Raw genomic sequence first — 22,353 nt, forward strand, 5'->3', positions numbered from 1 at the left:
TCGAGCCGCCATTCCTGTTGGTTATCGTGGCCTCTCCGGCGGAGGAAGACACATTGCTCGAATAATCGTCGTCGAAGGTTGTCCGGCTGAAATAATACGGTATGCCCAGGCCGTCATTGACGATCGTCGCCTTGTCCGCGCTTGCCCCCGTGAAGGCGACCGAGCCGCCGCCCTGATTGGTGATGCTGGCCGTGCCGGCATCGGTTCCGGTGCTGAAATTGAGCCCGCCATTGCCGTCCTTCGCCAGGACGATGGTGGCCGCGCCGGCGGTCGCATTGCGCAGGAAGTTGAGGTCGCCCAACCCGACGGTGATCGAGAGATCCTGGGCGCTGACGGGATTGGCGGCGTCGTTGCCCGAGAATAGAGCTTGGCCCATCCCCCGCTTCCGTTCGAGCTTATCGTGACCGGTCCGTCGCCGAGCGCACCTGTCGCCGCCACGACAAGGCCGCCGCCGCGCACCGCCGTGCCGCCCGAATAGCTGTTGGCGCTGTTCAGCGTCAGCGTGCCGGAACTGGTCTTGGCGAGTTGCCCGTCACCCGAAACCACGCCGTCGAGGATCAGGTTCTTGCCGGCGCCGACATCGAAGGTACCGCCATTGGCGCCGAGGATTACCTGGCGCTCCAGCGTGAAGTTGAGGGGACTGCCCGTCACCTGCAGCGCGCCGCCGTTCAAGGTCAGGGCGCCCGAGACATCGCCCAGCGCCCAGTCGCCGCCGATCCTCAACGTGCCGCCGTTGACGACGGTGCCGCCGGAATAGATGTTGATGCCGGTCAGCGTCAGGGTTCCGGCGCCGAGCTTGGTGAGCCCCCCTTGGCCCGTCAGTGCCTGGCTCACGGTGAAGTTGTTGGCGCTGTCGGCGATGTCGAAGCCGCCGCCCCCGGGGCCCCAGTTGATCGTGCGGCTGGTGGCGGTGAACATAGTGCTCATGACCCGCAGCACGCCGCCGTCGAATGTCAGGGCGCCCGAGGCGGCTCCGAGATGGGCGTCCAACCACACCGACAACGTGCCCTGGCCGATGGTCCACGACGTCACCTCACTGGTGCTGCCGTTCAAGGTCCATGTGCCGGTGCCGGTCTTTTCGTAGATGCCGAAATCCCGGTATTGCCGCCCGATCGTGGAGACGTCGAAGCTGCTGTCGACGTTTCCGCCGAGCCTCAACCTGTCGGCCGCGCTGACGCCCACACAGCGCCGGTAATCACCGAGCCTGCCCGCAGTTCCAGCGCGTTGACGCCGCCGGTGAACTGGATGCTAGGGAGGCGCCCAGGACCTGCGGCGATGGTGCCGCTGTTGGTCACGGTCAGGCCGGCTCCGATAATGGCATATCCTCCAATTGTGCGATTCGCGGATCCGTTGTTGCTGCCGGAAAAGCCCCCGGCACCGCCTTGGATAGTGCCGCGGTTTTCGATCGTGCCGCCACCCGACATGACGATACCATTACCGCCGAAGCCGCCTACGGCCGTGCTTCCAACCCCACTGCCGCCCCCACCGCCGCCATTGCCACCTTGAATCACGCCGTTGTTGATCAAGGTGGCGCCGCCGCCGGCAAAGATCACGCCAACGCCGCCATTGCCTCCATTGCCTCCGGGCCCGGCGGTTAGAATATCGTCGCTGAAGCTGAAGCTGGCGCCGCCGCCACCGCCGCCGCCGCCGCCGCTGATCGTCCCGCTGTTGGTGTTTTGCAAGCCGCCGCCCGTCACGATAGCCCCATAGCCACCGGCCCCGCCGCCGCCGCCAAACGTCAGCGCGCCGTTGTTGCTTGTAGTATAGCCGAGAGCGCCACCGCCGCCGCCGCCACCCAGGAGCAGGTCGGTTGAACCGATCGAGATCGCTGAAGTGCCAGCCCCATTGCCGTTGCCTCCGCCACCCCCGCCACCTCCCGCCGCCCCCCCCGAGCCACCCGGGTTCCCGCCTGCAACACCTTGTCCATCGTAGCCGCTCAATGTCTGGAAAGCGCCGCTGGCAACGCCGCTTGCACCACCTCCTCCACCATTGGCACCGGCGGCTCCGCCCCCCCCCTCCACTGCCAAAGACGCCGCTGCCGGCGCCACCATCGCCGGTGGTCGTGCCGCTGCCGAGGTCACCGGCGCCTCCGGCTCCGCCTTGGGCACCGTCCCCACCTTTTCCGCCGTCACCCCCGCCGGCGGCGCCGCCGCCACCGCCGCCCGTACCTGTACTGTCGCTTCCATTGGCGCCGGTGTATCCTTGCCCTCCGGCCGCGCCACTAGCACCCGCGCCGCCATCCGCCCGTGCCACAGATGGCGAGAACGTCAGCAGGACCGGTGCAGCCATGGCGGCCCCCAGCGCGCTCGCGCATAGAAGACGGGTCAGAAGGGCCACTAGTGGACCATTAGCTTGCCGAGGACGGGCGAGATTGCGTGGCGGCATCCGATGTATCGGTTGCGAGACGGCAAGCGGGGCGCCCAGGCGCAGGATCTTTTCCTTACCCTTCTTGATGAGTTCAGTGGTTTCTTTCCGGCCCATGTCAATCCCATCGTGTCCGGCACAACCCGATTGCGCTGGAATCTCTCCAGCCTGCAGCATCCCGCGAAAGCCCGGCTCGCGATATCGTTGAAACTAGCTATGCCGGGCTCAAGGCGGTTCGTCGCCTGCGGCAATGTCGAACCGCCTATCTCCTCGTTTTCACGTGAGTGCGAGCGGAAAACCGTTCATGCCATTCCTGGAATTGCGTCGGCGGGCACATGCAGGGCCAGCACGGTTTCGCCGCGTCGCGACCGCGTTTCGAGCGTGCCGCCCAGCCGTCCGGCCCGCGCCCGCATCGAGCGCAGGCCGGTGCCCGGGACGGGCGCTTCCGAGGCGGCATCGAAGCCGACGCCGTCGTCGTGGATCATCAGGCTCAGCGTCTCGCCGCGCCGGTGCAGGTCGATGACGACGCAGCTTGCCTGGCTGTGCTTGAGCACGTTGGTCAGGCCCTCCTGCAGGATGCGGACGAGATCGAGGCTTCGCGCGAGCGACAGGTGGCAGTCCTCCAGCCCGGTCAGGTTCCACACGCAATCGATGTCGCGGCTTTCACATGCCAGCGTGTGGCGGCGGCGCAGCGGTGCGATCCACCCGGCCAGAGACTGGCCGCCCGTCTGGTCGTCGGCGGCGGTATCGATGATCACCCGCAACTCGTCGCGCAGTTCCTTGAGGACGGACAGGAAGCGATCGGCCGGCAGGCTCTGCGGCGCGTGCTCCAGCATGGCGATCGAATTGACCAGGGTACCGCCCATGCCGTCGTGCAGATTGTGGGAAAGGGACACGCGCTCGGCCAGCCTGGTGTTGGCCAAAATGACCTCATGCTGCTGATGCAGCGTGAGGGCGAGTTCTTTCCTGGCGGTTTCGATCTTGGCCGTGAGCTCATCGTTGAACCCCTCGATGCGGCGCATGTTGGCGACGAAGTTCCAGGCCAGCACCAGCGCCATGCCGACCATCTGGAACTGGGATGTCAGCGTGACGTAGTAGACATTGCCAAGAAGTATGCCGAGATATGTCATCAGGTCATGCAGGATGGCCACGATGGTGAACGCGTTGACGATATGGAGGACGATGTGGTCCAGGCGAGCGCTGCGCCAGGTCAGGCCGATCGACAGCAAACAGGCGCCGATATAAAGCAGCGACCAGGACAAGGCCAGCAGGTTGAGCATCGGGCCGAGCTGGGAATGCGGCGTGGCAAACAGGGCTGCGGCACCGATCGCCAGCGCGGTCCATAGCACGGCTTCCCCTTGGGGAAAGCGGCGCTCGGCAAAGCGGATGACAAACAGCACGAAGGCGGCGGCCATGACCATGAAGGAGAGCATGATGAAACGCTGCCATGTGTCGGTCGCCCCGAACGGCCAAGGGCTCGTCACCACGAAATTGAGCGAATAGCAAAACCACGCAATCGTCATCAGGGCGAACCAGCCATAGGCCTTCAGGCTTCGGCGCAGCAGCCAGACGACGAAAAAGAAGGTGCCAAGCGCCGCGGTGACGCCGAGATAGAAGACCGGCAGCTCGCGGCGAATCCAGAATTGCTGGACAAAATGAGCACGCGTCGCCGAAGGCGGGCCGATCAGGACCGGACCAAGGCCTGGCTGGTATGGCGCCAGGCCCGAGACCCTGATCAGCAGCGTGTTGGTGCCGGCATGCAGAACCGGGGCCGCGAGCTGCCAGTAGCGGGGCACGTTCCATGAGCGCGTCAACGGCTCGACGAGGAATTCGTCGCGGCCGAGTTCCGCGCCGTTGACCGAGATCGATCCGGCCAGTGTCCAGTAGTTCAGCGCGAGGCCCAGCGGTTCGGCCGCGTCGGGCCTGTCGAAGGTGAGGCGATACCAGACCACGCCGTCGAAACCGGGCCAGCGCGTCGTCCAGTCGTCGGGCAAGGTCACGCTGGTCCAGCCGGTGGCCGGCGGCGCGGCGGCGTCCCAGCCGGATCTCACGGCCTCGATCGTCTTGAACGGCACGGCCCCGCCGGCGGCAAAGGCGATGCCGCCCGGCACGAGGAGCAGGAATATCAGGGCAAGAAGCCTTGCGACCGCGCCTCGAAGATCGCTTCCGTCCGGGATTTGACCGACAGCTTCTTGTAGATGTTGCGAATGTGGCATTCGACCGTGAACCTGGAGAGGGAAAGGACTCCCGAAATCTCTCGATTGGTAAGCCCCTTGGCAACGAGGTTGAGGATCTCGATCTCGCGCGGCGTCAAGGGAGGCGGCGGCGCAAGCGCGGGCTTGCCGCGCCCCGGCCTGTCGGTGGAAGGACGGGCACGCCCGGTCGGCGCCGGCGCCGACACCAGTTCCAGGATGCGCCGGGCGATGAAGGGATCGATCGGCGCGCCGCCGCGGATGGTGCTGCGGATCGAAAGCGAAAGCTCGATGTCGTCGCGCTCCTTCAGGAGGTAGCCGGTCGCGCCGGCACGTAGGGCCTCGAGGATGGTGTTTTCGTTGCTCCAGGCCGAGATGACGAGGATCGGCAGCGCCGCGTCATGCTCGTGCAGGGAGCCGATAAGGTCGATGCCGTTGCCATCGGGCAGGCCGACATCGACCAGCGCCATGGCAAAGGCTGGTCGACGAGCAGGGTCCTGGCCTGCGCGATCGACCCGGCGAAAAACAGCTCCTCCTGAGCATAGCCAAGGCCCTTCAGGATCGAGCGCAACCGCACCTGCATCATCGGCTCGTCCTCGACGACAAGCAGCGGGCTCGGCAGCAGTGCTTCCGATGGGGGCAGGTCGATGGCGGGATATTCCTTGTACGACATGAACCTCGACGCGAATGGCGGCTTTCACCGGTAGCAGCCGGGGCGGAAAATACCCAGCCGATCGTACCAGTCTGCCATGGATCGGTTGACGCCGACATAGCTGGGATCAGGTAGAGCGAGCCGGGGATGGCCGTTTGTAACAGGGGCCATGTAGCGGACCCGTTTCGCGACATCCGCCGGTTGCCTCCATGCCCGATCCTGCTGCAATCGGAGGAGAGACAATGCGTCAACATCTGCTGAACGGTTGGCTCGTGGCAGCCCTGGTGGCGACGACATGCCTGCTCGGCGTGACCGCTTACGCGGAGGTGAAGGAAGATATCTCGCGCAGTGCCTGCACGCATGGGGAACAGGCTCCCGGCGAGCAGGGCGCACGGTGTGATACCTGTGCCGCCGCGCGATGCGATGTCCGCATGTCAGGAGCCTGAGCGGCAGCCGTCAGCGGACGGCATGAGCGGCAATCCGCCAGCCAAAACGGCGCGTGCATTCGGGCAACGATCCGCGCAGCCGAGATAGAATTTCCGATCAGGCAAGCCGGATGTTGCGTGCGGGGCTGAATCCCTTGCCCTGCAAGGGTTTCAGGCGTGCGTGCCGTCGAATTTTTCGCGCGCCGCCTTGACGCGCATGGTGTTCGCGCGCGCCCATTCGCTCAGTGCGCTGACGGGGATCAGCAGCTCGTGGCCGAGCTCGGTCAGCTCATAATCGACGCGCGGCGGAATGGTTGGAAACACGGTGCGGGTGACGAAGCCGTCACGCTCCAGGCCGCGCAAGGTGGTGGTCAGCATTTTCTGCGAGATGCCGCCGACGGCGGCGCGCAATTCATTGAAACGCAGCGGTCCGTCGCCCAGCTTGCCAACGACCAGAACAGTCCATTTGTCGCCGACGCGCTGCAGGATTTCCGAGATGGCGCGGCAGTCTTCGGAGCGGTGTGGGTGCCTCGGTAACAAAAAAGTGCCTTCTTGTGCATCGCGTTTGCAGTATCTCATATAGCGCAGGTATCCAAATGATACCAGTACTTCGTGCAAGGAGAGCCCTTATGTCCAAACCCAAAATTGCCATCGTCGTCGGATCGACGCGCGCCGCTCGTTTCGCCGATGTGCCAACCCAGTGGATCGCCAAAATCGCCAAGTCGCATGCCGACATCGATGTCGAGATCGTCGACCTGCGCGACTTCCCGCTGCCGTTCTTCGACGAGGTCGCATCCTCCGCCTGGGCGCCGTCGCAGAACGAAGTGGCACAGCGCTGGCAGAAGAAGGTCGCCGAATTCGACGGCTTCATCTTCACCGCCGCCGAATACAATCATGGCCCGACGGCCGTGCTGAAGAACGCCATCGACTACGCCGCCAATGAATGGAACAAGAAGCCGGCCGGCTTCGTCGGTTATGGCAGCGTCGGCGGCTCGCGTGCCGTCGAACAGCTTAGACTGTATGCCGTCGAATTGCAGATGGCGCCGGTCAAGTCGGCCGTCCATATCGCCTGGGGCGATTTCCTCGCCGTCCGCCAGGGCGAGAAGAAGCTGGAAGACCTGGAGCATCTGAACCAGGCCGCCACGGCGCTGGTCAACGATGTTGCGTGGTGGGCCAAGGTTCTCAAGGCAGCGCGTCAGGCCGACGCCGTTGCCGAGGAAGTCAAGGCGGCCTGACCGCCAATTCGAATTATCCTCCCAAGGATCCGGGGGCGGCGTCTTGCGCCGCCCTTTTTCAATTATAGCGGCTCGAATTGAAAGCTGGCGCCGGATCGGACGACGCGGCCGACACCGGGCGAATCCAGATGCGCGCCGGCGACGAAACAATGATCGTCGGCTGCAAGCGCCAGCAACCGCAACCGGCTTTCGCGCGCCTGGTCCTGATCGGCGTCGAATTCCCATGTCACCTCAGGTCGATCGAACTGAAGCGATGGGACGTGAACGGTGTCGCCCCAGATCAAAATGCGTTCGCCGCCGGCAGAAACACGAAAGCAGCTGTGTCCCGCTTCATGGCCATGAGCGCCGACAATGTCGACATGTGTCCCGATACGGTCTCCGGCTTCGAAGGGTTCCGCCGTGCCGTGAAATCGTTCGAGCCGCGCTTCGGCGCGAAAAAAGCCGAGTTCTTCCCCGGGAACGAGCAAGCGCGCCAAGCGCGGGAAAGCGTCGCGGCCGTCGGCAAGCACAAGACCATGGATGTGGTCGAGATGCGTGTGGGTGAAGCAGACGGTACGGACTCGTCCTGCATCGATGCCAGCTTCGTCCAGCGCCTCGGGAAGTCGGCCCATGGTGGGATGCCAGGCGTTCGAGGCGCCGGTATCGATCAAGATGATCCCGTTTCCATCGTCAATCGCGAAGGCATTGACGGAAAGCCTGAGTTGACCACCAACCAACGCGACTTGTTGCGGCAATTCATCGCCAAATGGCTTGTCGCCGCGTTGCCGAAGCCGTCCGATCGGCATGTCGACATAGCCATCGCGCAAGGAGGTGATGCGCAAGTCACCAAGATCGTAGGTCTGATAAAGGTCGCCCGAAGCTATGCGGTGCATTTTCCGATCCGTTCTGTAGACAATTGACGGTCTGGCAGCCCGCGTCGGCAACTCACCCGTCAAATTCGATTTATGCCATTTGGGGGTGCGTCGCCTGCCGTGGCCGGATGATGCAGTCGGCGAGGCGGTCCGCCTCGTTCAACTCGTCGGCGTGGCGCTGGCCCCATTGGCAGAGCGCCAGCAGGATCGGCTCGAGGCTGAGGCCGAGGCGCGTCGCCGAATATTCGACGCGCGATGGCACTTCGGCGAAGATCTCGCGGCTGACCAGGCCGTGCTCTTCCATTTCGCGCAGCTGCTGGATCAGCACTTTCTGGGTGATGCCCGGCATCAGCGTCTTGAGCGCCGACAGGCGCCGGGGACCATCGAAGAGATGGTAGAGGATAACCGCCTTCCAGCGACCCGCGATCACTTTCAGCGCCCGTTCCGCCGGCAGCATCGGCAGTCTTTTGATCGGCATTCTCTTGGGATCTGGCATGGTCACCTCCTGGTCAGCAGGGGACAAATGAGTGTGTAGTCGAGGCTCCGCAGATAGTGGCAAACCGCTGCCGATGCCAGTGCTATCGGAGTTTGCCATGAAAGCCATTCAACTCAGCCGCTTCGGCGGTCCCGAGGTGCTGGAGGTGGTCGATCTGCCGGCGCCGGTGCCGCAGGCCGGCGAGGTGCTGATCCGTGTCCATGCCGCCGGGATCAACTTCTTCAAAGTGCTGATGCGCGCGAACCGCTACGCGGTAACGCCGCAACTGCCGATGATCCCGGGCGCCGAGGCGGCGGGTGTCGTCGAGGCCGTCGGGCAAGGTGTGGATGCACAATTGCTGGGTCGCCGCGTGGCCGCGCCTTTGTTCATGTCGCAGCGTTCCCACAGCGGCTATGCGGAGCAGGTGACGATGTCAGCCGATCTCGTCGTGCCGCTGCCGGATGCGCTGCCGTCCGAGGCTGCCACGGCGCTGATGGTGCAGGGGCTGACGGCCCTTCATCTGCTCGGCAAAGCCCGCCCGATGACAAGGCGGTGCTGGTGCCGGCCGCATCGGGCGGTGTGGGAACGCTGCTTGTCCAACTGGCCAGGCTGAAGGGCGCACGCCAGGTGATCGCAGCCGCCGGCGGCAAGGCAAAGCTGGATTTCGCCTTGTCGCTCGGCGCCGATGCCGCAGTCGACTATACCAAGCCGGACTGGCCCGCTCGCGTCCGCGACCTCACCGGCGGGGAGGGCGCCAACATCATCTACGACACAGTCGGCGGTGCGCTCACCGCTGCCTTGCTTGAGGCCTTGGCGCCTGGCGGCGAACTGGTGTTTGCTGCGCTCGGGCGCTTTGGCCTCGCTGCCTTCGATCTGGAGCAGTTGATCGGCCGCAACCAGTCACTCAGGGGTTTCGCGCTGCTGCCGCTGCTGTCTGCCGATGTGCTGAAAGCCAGCCTGTCCGAACTGTTCCAAATGGCGGCAGGCGGCCAACTGCAGGTCACGATCGGCGGCAGATTCCGGCTCGACCAGGCCGGCGAAGCGCACCGGTTGCTGGATGAGCGCCGGTCGACCGGGAAGGTGGTACTGATACCCTGATATGGCGATAGCCGCGAACACGACGCCAATCGGGGTTGGACTGCTACATCGACGGGACTGCCATCTGGTCGCGCCCTGTGGCCTGATATATCCGGCTGCAATCCGTCACATGAGTGAAGCCGTGAAGACATCCAGCCTGACCGGCGCCGTTTCCCCGATGATCCCGGTGCTCGTTTGCGCGCTTGCGATCTTCCTGCTGTCCGGGATGGATGCGGCGATGAAGATCCTGGTCATCGCGGTCGGCGTCTACAACACCTTGCTGTGGCGCAGCATGGTCGCGACCGTGGTCGCGGGCGTGGCCTGGTTGGCGGGACCGCGCCTAACGCCAACCGTTCCGGTGCTGAGGCTGCATGCGCTGCGTGCCGCGATTGTCGGCATCGTCCTGATATCCTTCTTCTGGGGCTTGGCCAGGCTGCCGCTCGCGGAGGCGATCGGGCTCAGTTTCGTGGCGCCCTTGTTTGCCCTGTTTCTCGCCGCGCTGCTGCTGGGCGAACGGATCCGGCGCCAGGCTGTCTGGGCATCTTTGGCCGGCATTGCCGGTGTCGCCATCATCATGGCCGGCCAGTTCGGGAAGGCAGACTATTCGCAAGATGCCATGCTCGGCACGGCAGCGGTGCTCGTGTCGACGGTGTTCTACGGCTACAATCTGATCCTCGCCCGGCAACAGGCGCAGTTGGCCAAGCCCATCGAGATCATGCTGTTCCAGAACCTTTGCGTTGCCATCCTCCTCGGCCTCGCAGCACCCTGGCTTGCCGTCGCCCTACCGAGCAATCTTTGGCTTCCTTTGGCCGGGGTGACGGTGCTGTCGCTTGCCGGGCAGTTCCTGATGAGCTGGTCCTACGCCCGCGCCGAAGCGCAATATCTGATCCCGACTGAATACTCGGCCTTCATCTGGGCGGTCGCGCTCGGCTGGTTCTTCTTCGGTGAGGAGGCGACCTGGACCACCTTGACCGGAGCGTGCCTGATCGTGGCCGGCTGCCTGATCGCCGCGCGGGCCAATCCCAGGCTTGCCGAGCCCATCGAAGTGGCGGTTTGAGCGCCGACGTTTAGCGCCCGGCAGGTTCGCGAAATACCCCAGTCTCCACCTCGTGGATGAAGTGAGCGATGAGAGCCGCGCATTGGCGATGATGCGTTTCGAGAAGCATGTGTCCGCTCTCAAAGACATGGATTTCGACTGCGTCGAGGTCGCGGCTGTAGGCCATGATCTCGTCCAGCGCGAAGAAGGCGTCGTGCCGTCCCCACAGCACGAGGCATGCTGGCTGTTGGTCGCGGAGATAGGCCTGGATGGCCGGGAAGCGGGCGATGTGCGAGCCATAATCGGTGAAGAGTTCGAACTGAATGTCGGTGTTGCCGGGCCTCGCCAGACGCTCCGTATCGAGATACCAACCCTCGGGCGGAAACAACACCTTCAGACGCTCGGGGAGACCGCCGATATATTGGTTCCGGGTCCCCTCGAAATTCATCCAGTCCGGCAGTTTGGCGCGGTTTTCTTCAGTCGGTTCGGCGAAGAACGCCTTCGGCGCGTCCCATTCCGGTCCCAGCCCCTCGTCATGAGCATTGCTGTCCTGCGCGATCAGGCCGAGGATGCGATCCGGCCGCCGTGTGGCGAGATGATAGCCGACGGGCGTGCCGAAGTCAGTGATGTAGAGGAAGAATCGCTGGAGGCCGAGGGCCTCGATGAAGGCTTCGATCGTGTTGGCCAGGTTCTCGAACGTGTAGTCATAGGCATCGATGGAAGGGGCGGACGAAAAGCCGAAACCGGGCAGATCCGGCGCCACCACATAGGCTGTCTCCGCCAGCGGTTCGATGACATTTCGATAGACGTGCGACGAAGTCGGATACCCGTGCAACAGCAGGATTGCCGGCCTGCCCGGGTCGCCGGCATGACGATAGAAGATGTCGAGGCCGTCGACATTGATGGTCTGGTGGCGGGTCTTGTAACGATTGCTGCACATCCTCTCTCTCCAGGCTCTCGCGCCGATCTGGGGTGGCTTTGACACCGTATATCGGTGTGATAGTGATTCATCTTGTAACCGTATAATGCAAGTAATGAGGTTATGTTCCGTGAGCCATGCACACACCGAATGGGTGCCGGATCACTTCATAGGCGGGCATCCCGCTTTGGACCTGTCGAACGCCGTGTTCGACCGGCGGGTGCCAGCAGCTGATAATGAACTGTTTAAGTCCGTCCGGGATGTTGCGAACTGGTTCAACGCCTCAGGGCTTGCCGACGATCGCCAGGCGCAGGCCGTCGCCGAGATAGCGGATGGGCGGTTCGTGGAACGGGTCCGCGAAGTGCGGGAGGCGTCATTTCAGGTTTTCGAGTCAATCGCCGCCGGCAAACCGTCCGCGGTCGAACCGCTAGATCATTTCACCGTTTCACGGAAACGGCGAGCTGCTCTAACTCTTTGTTTTGACGCAATCCCGGACGGAAAACCGCTTCACACTTTTCCTGGAATTGCTCTAGGCGTGTTATTCTCGCGCACGGCAAGCTCGCTTGCCGCCGGCTCTATCGAGCTGGATCGCACCAGACCGAAGCTTGCCCTTGCCCGGTGGCGGGACCCGGATGCCGTCACCGCCTTGCTGGCCATGCTGTCCATCGAAGCGTTCTTCACCCTGCCGCGCGACAGGCTGCATTCCTGCCCTCGCTGTGGCTGGCTTTTCCTCGATACGTCGCGAGGCGGCAAGCGGCGCTGGTGCAGCATGCGCACCTGCGGTAACCGCGAGAAGGTCTCGCGCCACCGAGATCATGCCCATGCCTAGATCCGGGTTAGCGCACCACTTCGCCTTTGCCACGGGCAGGCCGGATGCCGGCGCGTCACTCCGGAAGACCGGCCTTGCGAAAACCATCGACGAAATGCTCGAGCGTAGCGGCGTCGCGGAATGGCTCGGTCGTCGCCCAGTGATGGGTTGTGAAATGCGGGTTGCCGACGAGAAACAGCTCGGCCTCCGCGCGCGCCTCATCCAGCCGGCCGAGTTGCGCCAGGCTTGCCGCCAGGAAACGGCGTGAGCTTGTGCGATAGGTCTCGTCACGGCGCAACGTCTCGATAGCGGCTTGATAGTCGCGCGCCGCATATTGCGCCTGGCCGAGCGTCAGATAGTACCAGCTCGCCGGAAACGGGTTCAGCCGGAACGCCTTGCGAATGTGCTCAAGGCCCTCTTCGACCCGGCCGGCCAGAACCGCGATGTCGGACAATGCAGCCCAGGTGTCGGCCTCGTTCGGGTCGAGCTCGATCGCCTTGGCGAATTCGGCATCCGCCTCGGCGAAGCTGCGCTCATAGGCAAGCAGGTAGGCCAGGATCCAGCGACAGCCAGCATCGTTGGGATCGATCGCCACAGCCTTGCGCGCCAGCTCCAAGGCAACGCTGCGGGCAGCTTCGGTTGGTCCGCCCCAATGCACCTGTCCCATCCAGTGGTTCATGGCAAGCCAGCGATAGGGCTCGGCGTATCCGGGATCGAGCGACACCGCGCGCGTCAGCATCAGATGCGCTTCCTGCGCCATCTGCGGCGAGTCGTCGATCAGCTTGCGCGCCCGCACGCAGAGATCGTAAGCCTCGAGATTGCTGGGCCGGTTGCGCGGCGGCAGCGTGCGCAGACGGCCAAGCAATGCCTCCACGATCTTGGCCGTCACCTCGTCCTGAACGGCAAAGATGTCGTCCAGGCCGCGATCGAAGCGTTCCGCCCACAGATGATCGCCGCTCACCGCGTCAACCAGCTGTGCGTTGATGCGCACGCGCCCCGCGGCGCGTCTTGCGCTGCCTTCCAGCAGGTAGCGCACGCCAAGGTCCCCGGCGATCTCGCGCACGTCCATCGCTTTTCCCTTGTAGGCAAAGGTCGAGTTGCGGGCGATGACGAACAGGCCGGAGATCCTGGACAGGTCGGTGATCAGGTCTTCGGTCAACCCGTCCACGAAGGAATCCTGCTCGGGATCGTTGCTGAAATTGACGAAGGGCAGCACGGCTATCGATGGTTTGTCGGGCAGCGGCAAGGGTTTTCGCTTGGCCTCGCCGAGCTGTTCGACGGCCCCCGTGAAACGGTAGCCGACGCGCGGAACGGTGGATATCCATTCGCCGTTCTCGCCGACAGGACCAAGCAGCTTGCGCAACTGCGCGATCTGGACGGTGAGGTTGCCTTCCTCCACGGCCGTGCCCGGCCATGCAGCGTCCATCAACTCGGCCTTTCCCAAGATTTCACCGGGCCGCCCGACGAGTGCTGCAAGCAGGCTCAGCCCGCGATAGCCAACGGCAACGGGGACGTCGTTCCGAAGCAGCGTTCCCGCACCCGGATCAAGCACGAACGGACCAAAGGCAAAACGCGATCCCATAGGCGCATCTATAGAGCAATTCCAGGAAAAGTGTGAAGCGGTTTTCTGTTCGGAATTGCGTCAAAACAAAGGGTTAGAGTAGGTTACCGGTTCCGTGAACCGGTGAACTGCTCTAGCTCGTTTGGAAGTTTTGAGAACTATTTGGGAGGGCTTAATTACGGCGCCGTCCGTATCGCGCAGAATTCAACCTCATCGAGAGCCCTTAGGCCCTCAAACCATATGGAGGTTGCCATGACCAATACACTTGCATCAGCCCAGCGTTGTGCAGCGCGACCGGGAACGCCCGTGCGGCCGGCATCGCGCCGGCTCCTGAAGACCCTGCGAAGCATCATAGCGAGCTGGCACGATCGGACCTGGCGCGAACGGATACGCTTTCGCTGGCAACTCAGGCAGATGTCGAAGGACAATCCGCATCTGATCGACGATATCGGCCTGACGATAGAGCAGGTCGAGGGAGAGATCGCCAAGTCCTTCTGGGAACGATAGAGCGAATGCCGCAATTGCTCGGGCGTCAGCGCACCGCCTCGCGATGGGCGCCTGCCAGGCGGGATGCGGCGGCCGTCGAGATCGCCACCTCGAAGCGCCAGCCCTGCGCGTCGACGCATTCACCAGTCGCCGGCATAATGCATGTGCGCCAGCACATAGCCGGCGACGGAGCCCGGTGATGGGAGAATGCCGGCCGTTGTGGCGGTGCGAAACGGTAGTACTCGTCATGGACCAGCACCATCGGAACGCCTTGAATCTCGACAGGACATCGAGCGCGTCGCACCCCTGAAGCGTGTCCCGTACGAACGGGTTCAGGCGTTTTAGGTCCTCGTTTTTATGCATGTCGTTCTCCCAAACCGAGGTCGCTTTGGGCGACATGCATCAGAGGGCATCCATATGTACGCCATTGGCAATCTGAGGGCAGCCGGGCAGGCCGAATTGCTCGGCCCACAGACATAGTGAACCTGCTGCTGCGTTGAGCGCCGCGCCGCGTTCTGTCAGCGAATAGACTACCTTCGCTGGAACCACGGAAAAGACTTTACGGTCGACAAGGCCGTCGGCCTCCAGTTCTCGCAATTGTTGCGCCAGCATCTTTTCACTGATGCCAGAAAGCGCCTGTTTCAATCGACCAAATCTGCGCGACGCCGTTCCGAGCTCGCAAAGGATATCTACTTTCCACTTTCCTTCGACCATCCTGACGGCCGCTGCAAAGCCATTGTCCGCGGAATTGTTCATCGCGCGTTCCTTACCTTCTGGTGACCACTTACGCCTGGGTGCGTATCGCGCGCCGCTCGTTTTGACATACCTCTCAAGACGATCACAGCAAAACGCGGTCTGACGCCGCCAATTGATATGGAGTGTGGAATGAAGCTTTCAATCACGGTCATTGGAACGGGCCGTATGGGCTCGGCGCTCGCCGGCAGCCTGCTTCAGTCGGGATATCCGACGACTGTCTGGAACAGAACCAGACAGAAGACCGATCCACTCGCCAGGCTGGGCGCAATCGTCGCGTCCTCCGTGGAGGAAGCCGTGAACGCAGGCGAGATCATCATTGTGAATGTCAGCGACTATGAGGCGACAAAAGCGCTTCTCCACAGTGACGCCATCGCCCCAGCCATTCGCGGCAAGCTGATCGTGGAGTTGACTTCGGGGACGCCGAGTGGCGCACGGGAAGCCGCTGAATGGTGTACGAAGCACGGCGCAAACTACCTTGATGGCGCGATCATGGCGACGCCGGATTATATCGGCACGGACGCTGGGACCATCCTGCTTGCCGGGCCAAGGGAGGCTTTCGACACGAACCGCGATGTGTTTCGCGCTTTGGGTGGCAATGTTCAGCATGTTGGCGAAGAACCAGGGCGTGCGAACGCGCTCGATAGCGCACTACTGGCTATCATGTGGGGCGCTCTGTTCGGGACGCTCCATGCGATCGCCGTGTCGCAGGCCGAAGAGATCGAACTCGGTGAACTGGCGCGGCAGTGGTCCGCGACGGCGCCGGTCATTGACGGCCTGGTGACCGACCTCATCAAGCGGACGAGCGCTGGCCGATTTGCCAGCGATAACGAAACGCTCTCGTCGATCTCGGCGCACCACGGCGCAATGCAGCATCTATTGGAGTTGATGCAGTTCCGCGAAATCGACCGTTCAATAGTCGATGGTTATGATGCGATATTCAAACGGGCCATAGCGGCGGGCCACTTGCACGATGATTTCGCCGCGCTCTCGCATTTTCTGGCGATAGGGAAGTAGCATGCCTTTGACGCATCTCATTGATAAGTATTGTTCCTCGTGGTCCACCGAAAACGTCGAGAAGCGGCGAGTGTCGCTGCTATCGATCTTGAGCGAAGGCGCGACGTATACAGATCCAACTGTTCACGCTGTTGGTGCCGAAGAACTGCTAGCCCACATTGCAGGAATTCAGAGCAAGCATCCTGGTGCCTGCATTCTGCGGACCAGCAACGTGGATGTTCATCACGGCGTCGCGCGCTTCGCGTGGAAGTTTGTGATGCCTGACGGTTCGTCTTTACCCGAGGGCCTGGACATCGCCTTTCTAGATGAGGAGCAGAAACGGATAACGCGCATCATTGGCTTCTTCGGTTTGTTGAAACCAGTTCGACCTCTGGCAGAGGGCGGCGTCAGCTAACCGGCCAAAAGCTGACATTCGAACATGTCAGCGCACCGCCTCGCGGTGGGCGCCGGGCAGGCGGGTGGCGATCAGCTTGTCGATGCGGCGGCCGTCGAGATCGACCACCTCGAAGCGCCAGCCCTGCGCGTCGACGCATTCGCCAGTCGCCGGCAGATGGTGCATGTGCGACAGCACATAACCGGCGACGGTTTCGTAATCGCGGTTTTCCGGCAAGTCGATGCCGAGAATGTCGGCCATCTCGTCGGCCTGCATGTAGCCGGCGAGCAGCCACGAGCCGTCCTCGCGCTTGACGGCGTTTTCCTCATCACCGGCGTCGGTGTCCGCGCGGAACACGCCGGTGATGGCTTCGAGGATGTCGGCCGGGGTGACGATGCCTTCGAAATGGCCGTATTCGTCATGCACCAGCGCCATCGGCACGTCGGATTCCTTCAGCTTCTGCAGCACATCCAGTGCGTCGGCCTGGTCGTACACGATAGGGGCTGCGCGCACATGCCTGCGCGGGTCGAGCACGCGGCCGGCAAGCAGTGCGGCCAGCACGTCACGCGTCTGGACGACGCCGACCATGACGTCAACGCCGCCGTCGCCTGCCGGCAGGCGCGAATGCTGGGTTTCCATGAGCAGCTTGCGGATGGCCGCCTCGTCGGATTGCAGATTGATCCAGTCGACCTCGGTGCGCGGCGTCATCACCGCGCGCACGGCGCGGTCGCCAAGCCGCATGACGCCGGCGATCATGCGCCGCTCGTCCGATTCGATCGTGCCGTGATGCTCGGCCTCGGCGACCAGCATCTTGATCTCCTCATCGGTGACTTTCTCCTCGCTTTCGCCGCGCTGGCCGAGCAGCCACAATATGGTGCGGCCGGAGAAGTCGAGCAGGAAGACCAGCGGCGCCGAGATGGTGGCGAGGATGGTCATTGCCGGAGCGACCCTGGCGGCGACCCGCTCTGGGTCGCGCAAGGCAATCTGCTTGGGCACCAGCTCGCCGACGATCAGCGAGAAATAGGTGATGATGGCGACGACGATGCCGACGCCGAGCGGATCGGCGACGGTCTCGCGGATGCCGGTCGAGGCCAGGAACTGCGCCAGCCGTTCGCCGAGCGTGGCGCCGGAAAAGGCGCCGGAGAGGACGCCGACCAGGGTGATGCCGATCTGCACCGAGGAGAGGAACTTGCCGGGATTCGAGCCAAGCTCGAGCGCGCGGCCGGCGCCATTGATGCCGCGGTCGATCATCGCTTTCAGGCGGGCCGGTCGCGACGAGACGATGGCAAGTTCGGACATCGACAGAAGGCCGTTCACACAGATGAGGACGACCACGATAGCGATTTCTACGTATAACATGAGCGGTCAATAGCATTGCGGCGCGGTCTTCGAAAATAGTCTGACGTGTTTTTTGAGAAATGACCGGCATTTCGGTCACGCGGCATCCGCAGCGGTGAGGAACCGTCAGGGATTTGGCATTGCTCTGAAGGGTCCGAAAAAGCCGACGACCTGCGACAGTTTTCCCTCCTTGGAAACGCGGCACATATCCATGCTGTCGGTGCCTCGAAATCCGTTTTCGCCTCTCTGCACCCAGCCAAAACGCAGGAAGTCATGATGAACATCGACCAAGGTCGTCCGTTCGAGCCAGAAGCCCGGACGGGCTTTCAGCACCTGATCAATGTGTCGGAGCAGCGCCTCGGCTCCGGAGATATGCACCGTCGGATCAATGTATGTGCCTTGCGGTTCGAATGAGGCGAACAACAGCCGGCGACGCTCCTCAGCTTCCGGGTCGAACCAGGCCCTGCAGTAGCTAGTCACCACACTTTCCGCGTCGAACATCAAAACCTGCTTTTGAAACCGCCCTTTTTTGAACCGCTTGGCTGTTTCAGCCTGCAAGGCCCGCGCGACCTACTGTTTGAGGACACCGACAATCGCCTCGCCGTCCGTGAAATAGGGATCGCCGCCGCCATTGCGTCCCGTACTGGTGGCGCCGACGCCCGATATGTCGCTGGTCGAGATCAGCGTGCCGGCGGTGGCTAGGTCGCGCATCAGGAAATCGCGCTCGGCGTCGATGTCGGGGCCGATATGGTGGGTGACAGCGCCGGTGTCGTGGCTGAGGCCGACGCCGCGATCGAAGCTGGCCGAGCCCAGCCACAGCGGCCGGCCATCGTCGCCGCTTGCATCGGTCTGCCAGAAGCGGACATGATGCCGGCGGTCGGCGCTGAGGCCCTCCGGCTTTTCGAAGGCGAGATCCTGGGCGCGGCCATCGAACAGCAGCCTGCTGACCGGCGCATCGGGGTAGGGGTGGTCGAACAGCACGCTTTCACCGATTTCGATCGCGGTCTTCAGGGTCACGGCGTCGGCGGTGTCCCAGCCGGCGACGGCGAAGGCATGGACCACCTCCTTCTGCGTGCCGACAAGGCCGACATTGATCGGGTCGCCCGGAATGCCTTGCGGCGTGTGCGTCAGCATCTCGAAGCGCTGCGTGCGAAAACCGCGATCGCGGAACGTCCAGAATTCCGGTGCGGCGAAATAGGCGAGCACCAGATAGGCAGCCAGCAAGGTCGCCACCCAGATTGCAACGCGTCGCCGAAAACTTCGCTGGCTCATGAACGCCGCCCGATCCGTGCGATATCTGTTGCCTGACGGACCCTGGAAATCAATGGCCAGCGGCGCGCTGCCGGTCTATCGTGGGCCATCGTTTCTTCGCGGGGGCAGCAATGGAGCGGAAGCTGGCAGGCCGCAAGCCCATGGCGTTGACCGCCGAGCTTGTCGCGCAAGTTGAGCGTGTCGAGCCTGATCCCGGGCCAGAGCCCGGAACCAGCAAGCACACCGATGCGGAGTTCGATGGCCTGGTGGAGCAACTGCTTTCGCAGTATCGGCCCGACACGCTTTGGGTCTTCGCCTATGGGTCGTTGATCTGGAATCCCGAATTCGCCCATGTCGAGCAGCGTCCCGCAACGGCGACGGGATGGCACCGCTCGTTCTGCCTGAAGCTGACGCGCTGGCGCGGAACACGCGAATTGCCGGCCTTGATGCTGGCCCTCGACCGTGGTGGCAGTTGCAACGGGATCGTCTACCGATTGCCCGCGGAAGACCATTTCGGGCAACTCGGCCAGCTCATGCGCCGCGAGATCGACGCCAACCCGCCCACCAACGTGCCATGCTGGATCAAGATCAAGACCAGGGACGGGCCGCTTCGTGCCTTGGCCTTCGTCGCCGCGCCGAACGGCAGCGCCTATGCCGGCCGGTTGCCATTGGAGCAGGTTGCCGACACGCTGGCGCGGGCTGCCGGTCATTGGGGCTCTTCGGCGCAGTATTTGTTCAGGACCGTGAGCAAGCTTGAAGAGAGCGGCATCCGCGACCGCAATCTCTGGCGCATCCAGGACTTGGTCGCACGGCAAATCGCCGCTTCAACCGGTGGCGCCGATTAGGCTGATCTCTTCCTAACGGCAGGCGCGATAACCGTTCTTGCGGTTCTTGATGTCGAAATGGAAATGGTTGCGGTGGTCGTAATTGTAGCCGGGGCCGAGCACGGTGGTGAAATACTGGCAGCCGTCGGCGCGCACATTGTTGAGGAAGCCGCGGGTGCGGAAAGCGAACAGGCCGGGCTTGCGCACGTCGATGTCGTCGCCATTGTTGAGCTCGATGCTCATGACGTCGAGCGCATTGCCCTTGCCGTGCTCTGACAGCACACCTTCGCCGGCAATCCTGCGGCAGGAATAGCTGGAGCCTTGGTGGATGGTCTTGACGCCTGAGAAATAACGCCAGCGGGCGGAGGGGACGAGCTCGTTCTTGGTCCAGCCGGCGAAGGTAGCGGCCATGTCGCAGGTCAGGGTCGCTGCGGGCTTCATCTGGATGTTGCCGATGGCCGAAACCTTGACCGGATAATCGATGCCACACTGGCCTTCATGGATCGGCGCCAGGTCGGTGTAGGCGACACCGAGGCGCTTCAATTGCTGCCGGCAGTCGGTTTCGCTGGCCGGCATCTGCTCGACGGGCGACATCGGCTCGTCCATGCGCGGATAAGCGGCCTGCGTCATATATGGATTGGAAGGGACAAGCTTCTGCATGCCGGCATATTGCGGCACCGCAGCCGTCTGCGCGCCGACGTCGACGGCCGGCTGCAGCGACAGCACACTGCCGGTGTTGCAGGCGGAGAGCGCCGCCAGCGCCAGGCTGGCGGTCAGCATTGCTGCATATTTTGACAGGCGCGCGGTGGAAAACACGGCCCGAAATTTGCCGGCCATTGGCGGAATCCCGTTGATGGATATCCGGCATTTTAACGATCAAGGGTAAAGGAAAACTCAGCGCCCGCGTTCATGCCTGCGGCCGAATTGCGGCACGCGGCCTGGATCAGCCATGGTCACTGGCAGAACGTGCCGCCATGCCGGCGCGGTTCGAGATCGAGATGGAAATGCAGGGAGTGATCGGCATCGGCGCCCGGACCGAGCACTGTCTTGAAGGGACCACAGGCCGCCTTGCGCACGGCGTTGAGGAATTTGGCGTCCTTCTCGGGCGGCGCCGGGCCGACCTCGATCTTCTTGCCGTCCGACAGCGTGAAGCTGGCGATGTCGAGCGCGTTGCCGAACGCATGCTCCGACAGTTTTCGGGTGCCGTTGCGTGGCCGGCAGACAAAGGCCGATGCCTGGCCGATTGATTTCAGGTCGGCGCCGAATTCGGCCTTCGCCGCCGGCTGGATCACATCGGTGGCAAAACGCGCTGCCGCCTCGGCCATCTTGCAATTGAGTTCGGTTCCGGCGGCAATCGCGATCGACTTTCCAAGCGTCTTCAGCACCAGGGGATAGGGGATCGAGCAGCCGATTTCGGGGTTGCTTTCCGCTTTGTGCTCCTCGAATTCGACGCCGAGCGTCTTCAGCCGCTCGCGGCAGGCGACCTCTTCGGTGGGCATCTTCCCCTCGGGCTGGTCGGCCGAGCGCGGGTCGGGCAGCATTTTTTTGTCGCTTGTATCGGCCGGCTTTTGCGGCGGCTGAGGTGCGACGACCGGCGGCCCAGCCTCGGGCTCCGCGATGTCGGGTTTTGGCGTCGGCGTCGGTGCAATGGCCGGCGGCTCCGGCTCGCTTTCCCCGGCTGACGGCTCCTGAGCGGACGGCTCGGGACGTGTCTGCTTTTCCTGGTGGGATTTTTCTTGCTTGAACCGGTCGGGCGCTCCGGCGCTCTTCGGAGCTTCCGGCTTTTGCTCCTCGGTCTTTGCAGCGTCAGCCTTTGGAGCGTCCGCCGGGCGTGGCTCGGGCACTGGAATGCCGGGCTTGGGTGCTGGAATACCGGCCTCGGGCATCGGAACATCGGCGGGCGAGGGCAGCGGAGCCTGCGTTTTCTGCTGTGTCCGGTTCGGTGTGACCTGCCGGTGGCGCCGTGGTTTCAGGCTTTTTCCGCGCCGGTGTTTCAGGGGTTGGTCGGCCCGCTGTGTCAGCGGCTGCTCCATTCGCGGCGTCAGCGGCTGGTGATGGCGGTGGCGATGTTTGGCGTCAGCCGGTGTCACCAGCAGAGCCGTGACGGCCATGACCAATGCGATCCTGAATGTTCGGGAAAAGACAAGCGACCCCATCGCCGTCAACGGCGCCGACGCGAGGAAGTTGCCTTGGTCTCATCACGAACGGTATCCGCTCCGTTACGCACCGATCGCTTCCAGCCCTTCCTCCAGCCAGTCGGCGAGCAGCGGCATGCCGAGCAGGTATTTTGCGGTGCGCTTGTTGGCGCGTTCGCGCGCGGCCGCCAGCGCGTCCGCCCATTCGGTTGCGTCGTAGTCGCCGCGACCGACCCAGGCCAGCGCGATCAGTTCGGCTGCTTCATCGACATTGAGGTCGTTGATCAGCTCACGCAGCTCTTCTTCGGTCAGATTCTCGGAGCTTTCCTCGGCAAGGCCGTCATGGTGATGGTTGACATGGGACTCGCCATCGAGTTCGATCTCGTGCTCGGCGCCATCGGCATAGTCTTCATTGACGGCCGCACTCAGCGCCTTGGCCTTGAGGATGAACAGGCGCACAGTGTCGGGGCCGATCGAAAGTTCCCAGTCCTTTTCAAGCCGCCGCTGCAAGGGCCGTCTCCCTCAGGTCGTTTTGCCGGATGATAGCGGATTTGCGGCATCCGTCACCTGATGTTCTCCCG

General features: G+C 63.2%; 24 protein-coding genes and 1 pseudogene. 9 read left to right on the forward strand and 16 right to left on the reverse strand.

The genetic code is table 11. From position 1 onward, the window contains the following. Positions 1-21: 21 nt before the first annotated feature. The 4 genes from NKJ11_RS07135 to NKJ11_RS07150 all read right to left on the reverse strand — a co-directional run bounded on the left by NKJ11_RS07135 (position 22) and on the right by NKJ11_RS07150 (position 5,026). Complete coding sequence (locus NKJ11_RS07135; RefSeq protein WP_352792970.1) at positions 22-1,182, reverse strand: autotransporter-associated beta strand repeat-containing protein; 1,161 nt, start codon at positions 1,180-1,182, stop codon at positions 22-24. Further along, a complete protein-coding gene (locus NKJ11_RS07140; protein WP_352792972.1) occupies positions 1,155-2,186 on the reverse strand; it encodes a hypothetical protein in 1,032 nt (343 codons plus the stop codon). The genes NKJ11_RS07135 and NKJ11_RS07140 overlap by 28 nt, the downstream gene beginning before the upstream one ends. A gap of 480 nt (positions 2,187-2,666) precedes the next feature. After that, positions 2,667-4,475: a sensor histidine kinase gene (locus tag NKJ11_RS07145; RefSeq protein WP_352792974.1), complete on the reverse strand. Its 1,809-nt coding sequence runs from the start codon at positions 4,473-4,475 to the stop codon at positions 2,667-2,669. A gap of 14 nt (positions 4,476-4,489) precedes the next feature. Further along, positions 4,490-5,026: a LuxR C-terminal-related transcriptional regulator gene (locus tag NKJ11_RS07150; protein ID WP_352792976.1), complete on the reverse strand. Its 537-nt coding sequence runs from the start codon at positions 5,024-5,026 to the stop codon at positions 4,490-4,492. A 424-nt stretch (positions 5,027-5,450) separates the two neighbouring features. Between NKJ11_RS07150 and NKJ11_RS07155 the strand changes: the two genes are divergently transcribed. Next, a complete protein-coding gene (locus NKJ11_RS07155; RefSeq protein ID WP_352792978.1) occupies positions 5,451-5,654 on the forward strand; it encodes a hypothetical protein in 204 nt (67 codons plus the stop codon). A 150-nt stretch (positions 5,655-5,804) separates the two neighbouring features. Here NKJ11_RS07155 and NKJ11_RS07160 read toward each other — a convergent pair whose 3' ends face one another. Continuing rightward, positions 5,805-6,173 carry a winged helix-turn-helix transcriptional regulator gene (locus NKJ11_RS07160; protein ID WP_164781857.1) on the reverse strand — a complete coding sequence of 123 codons (369 nt, stop codon included), beginning with the start codon at positions 6,171-6,173 and terminating at the stop codon, positions 5,805-5,807. A gap of 89 nt (positions 6,174-6,262) precedes the next feature. On the opposite strand from NKJ11_RS07160, the gene NKJ11_RS07165 reads away from it, so the two are divergent. Beyond that, positions 6,263-6,868 (forward strand): NADPH-dependent FMN reductase, encoded by a 606-nt coding sequence (locus NKJ11_RS07165; protein WP_023809763.1) that lies wholly within the window; start codon positions 6,263-6,265, stop codon positions 6,866-6,868. A 62-nt stretch (positions 6,869-6,930) separates the two neighbouring features. On the opposite strand, the gene NKJ11_RS07170 is transcribed toward NKJ11_RS07165, so the two are convergent. Together NKJ11_RS07170 and NKJ11_RS07175 are read right to left on the reverse strand one after the other, a co-directional pair. Then, entirely contained in the window at positions 6,931-7,740 is an 810-nt protein-coding gene (locus NKJ11_RS07170; RefSeq protein ID WP_352792980.1) for an MBL fold metallo-hydrolase, read from the reverse strand. Positions 7,741-7,810: 70 nt separating this feature from the next. Then, positions 7,811-8,215: a winged helix-turn-helix transcriptional regulator gene (locus tag NKJ11_RS07175; RefSeq protein ID WP_352792981.1), complete on the reverse strand. Its 405-nt coding sequence runs from the start codon at positions 8,213-8,215 to the stop codon at positions 7,811-7,813. A 97-nt stretch (positions 8,216-8,312) separates the two neighbouring features. Here NKJ11_RS07175 and NKJ11_RS07180 point away from each other — a divergent pair. Together NKJ11_RS07180 and NKJ11_RS07185 are read left to right on the forward strand one after the other, a co-directional pair. Then, positions 8,313-9,292: pseudogene (locus tag NKJ11_RS07180) on the forward strand (quinone oxidoreductase family protein). Positions 9,293-9,401: 109 nt separating this feature from the next. Then, entirely contained in the window at positions 9,402-10,328 is a 927-nt protein-coding gene (locus tag NKJ11_RS07185) for a DMT family transporter (protein WP_128303793.1), read from the forward strand. A gap of 10 nt (positions 10,329-10,338) precedes the next feature. Here the strand turns inward: NKJ11_RS07185 and NKJ11_RS07190 are convergent, their stop codons facing one another. After that, positions 10,339-11,247 carry an alpha/beta fold hydrolase gene (locus tag NKJ11_RS07190; protein WP_352610444.1) on the reverse strand — a complete coding sequence of 303 codons (909 nt, stop codon included), beginning with the start codon at positions 11,245-11,247 and terminating at the stop codon, positions 10,339-10,341. A gap of 109 nt (positions 11,248-11,356) precedes the next feature. Between NKJ11_RS07190 and NKJ11_RS07195 the strand changes: the two genes are divergently transcribed. Next, positions 11,357-12,055: a CGNR zinc finger domain-containing protein gene (locus tag NKJ11_RS07195; RefSeq protein ID WP_032908926.1), complete on the forward strand. Its 699-nt coding sequence runs from the start codon at positions 11,357-11,359 to the stop codon at positions 12,053-12,055. A 55-nt stretch (positions 12,056-12,110) separates the two neighbouring features. On the opposite strand, the gene NKJ11_RS07200 is transcribed toward NKJ11_RS07195, so the two are convergent. Further along, positions 12,111-13,616: a winged helix-turn-helix domain-containing tetratricopeptide repeat protein gene (locus NKJ11_RS07200; protein ID WP_128303796.1), complete on the reverse strand. Its 1,506-nt coding sequence runs from the start codon at positions 13,614-13,616 to the stop codon at positions 12,111-12,113. A gap of 231 nt (positions 13,617-13,847) precedes the next feature. On the opposite strand from NKJ11_RS07200, the gene NKJ11_RS07205 reads away from it, so the two are divergent. After that, the gene (locus tag NKJ11_RS07205) at positions 13,848-14,102 is read left to right on the forward strand and encodes a DUF1127 domain-containing protein (RefSeq protein WP_023809755.1); all 255 of its coding nucleotides are present in this window, start codon (positions 13,848-13,850) and stop codon (positions 14,100-14,102) included. A gap of 381 nt (positions 14,103-14,483) precedes the next feature. Here NKJ11_RS07205 and NKJ11_RS07210 read toward each other — a convergent pair whose 3' ends face one another. Beyond that, positions 14,484-14,837: a winged helix-turn-helix transcriptional regulator gene (locus tag NKJ11_RS07210; protein WP_128303797.1), complete on the reverse strand. Its 354-nt coding sequence runs from the start codon at positions 14,835-14,837 to the stop codon at positions 14,484-14,486. A gap of 129 nt (positions 14,838-14,966) precedes the next feature. Between NKJ11_RS07210 and NKJ11_RS07215 the strand changes: the two genes are divergently transcribed. Both NKJ11_RS07215 and NKJ11_RS07220 read left to right on the forward strand, forming a co-directional pair. Beyond that, positions 14,967-15,851: an NAD(P)-dependent oxidoreductase gene (locus tag NKJ11_RS07215; protein ID WP_352610442.1), complete on the forward strand. Its 885-nt coding sequence runs from the start codon at positions 14,967-14,969 to the stop codon at positions 15,849-15,851. Position 15,852: 1 nt separating this feature from the next. After that, positions 15,853-16,245 (forward strand): hypothetical protein, encoded by a 393-nt coding sequence (locus NKJ11_RS07220; protein WP_352610440.1) that lies wholly within the window; start codon positions 15,853-15,855, stop codon positions 16,243-16,245. Between the two features lie 27 nt (positions 16,246-16,272). Here NKJ11_RS07220 and NKJ11_RS07225 read toward each other — a convergent pair whose 3' ends face one another. The 3 genes from NKJ11_RS07225 to NKJ11_RS07235 form a co-directional block, all read right to left on the reverse strand. Next, entirely contained in the window at positions 16,273-17,583 is a 1,311-nt protein-coding gene (locus tag NKJ11_RS07225; RefSeq protein ID WP_352555047.1) for a hemolysin family protein, read from the reverse strand. 105 nt (positions 17,584-17,688) lie between these two features. Next, positions 17,689-18,120 carry a hypothetical protein gene (locus tag NKJ11_RS07230; protein ID WP_352610438.1) on the reverse strand — a complete coding sequence of 144 codons (432 nt, stop codon included), beginning with the start codon at positions 18,118-18,120 and terminating at the stop codon, positions 17,689-17,691. Between the two features lie 12 nt (positions 18,121-18,132). After that, complete coding sequence (locus tag NKJ11_RS07235) at positions 18,133-18,834, reverse strand: LssY C-terminal domain-containing protein (RefSeq protein ID WP_352610436.1); 702 nt, start codon at positions 18,832-18,834, stop codon at positions 18,133-18,135. A 110-nt stretch (positions 18,835-18,944) separates the two neighbouring features. On the opposite strand from NKJ11_RS07235, the gene NKJ11_RS07240 reads away from it, so the two are divergent. Continuing rightward, complete coding sequence (locus NKJ11_RS07240) at positions 18,945-19,658, forward strand: gamma-glutamylcyclotransferase (protein ID WP_352610435.1); 714 nt, start codon at positions 18,945-18,947, stop codon at positions 19,656-19,658. 12 nt (positions 19,659-19,670) lie between these two features. On the opposite strand, the gene NKJ11_RS07245 is transcribed toward NKJ11_RS07240, so the two are convergent. From NKJ11_RS07245 to NKJ11_RS07255, 3 genes are all read right to left on the reverse strand, one after another. Further along, the gene (locus NKJ11_RS07245) at positions 19,671-20,474 is read right to left on the reverse strand and encodes an extensin-like domain-containing protein (RefSeq protein WP_352610433.1); all 804 of its coding nucleotides are present in this window, start codon (positions 20,472-20,474) and stop codon (positions 19,671-19,673) included. A 116-nt stretch (positions 20,475-20,590) separates the two neighbouring features. Next, positions 20,591-21,670: an extensin-like domain-containing protein gene (locus NKJ11_RS07250; RefSeq protein WP_352610539.1), complete on the reverse strand. Its 1,080-nt coding sequence runs from the start codon at positions 21,668-21,670 to the stop codon at positions 20,591-20,593. A 186-nt stretch (positions 21,671-21,856) separates the two neighbouring features. Next, positions 21,857-22,282, reverse strand: coding sequence for a DUF3775 domain-containing protein (locus NKJ11_RS07255; protein WP_352610431.1), 426 nt, complete (start codon positions 22,280-22,282; stop codon positions 21,857-21,859). Positions 22,283-22,353: the final 71 nt, after the last annotated feature.

The sequence above is a fragment of the Mesorhizobium sp. M0243 genome (assembly GCF_040321775.1).
Classification (GTDB): Bacteria; Pseudomonadota; Alphaproteobacteria; order Rhizobiales; family Rhizobiaceae; genus Mesorhizobium.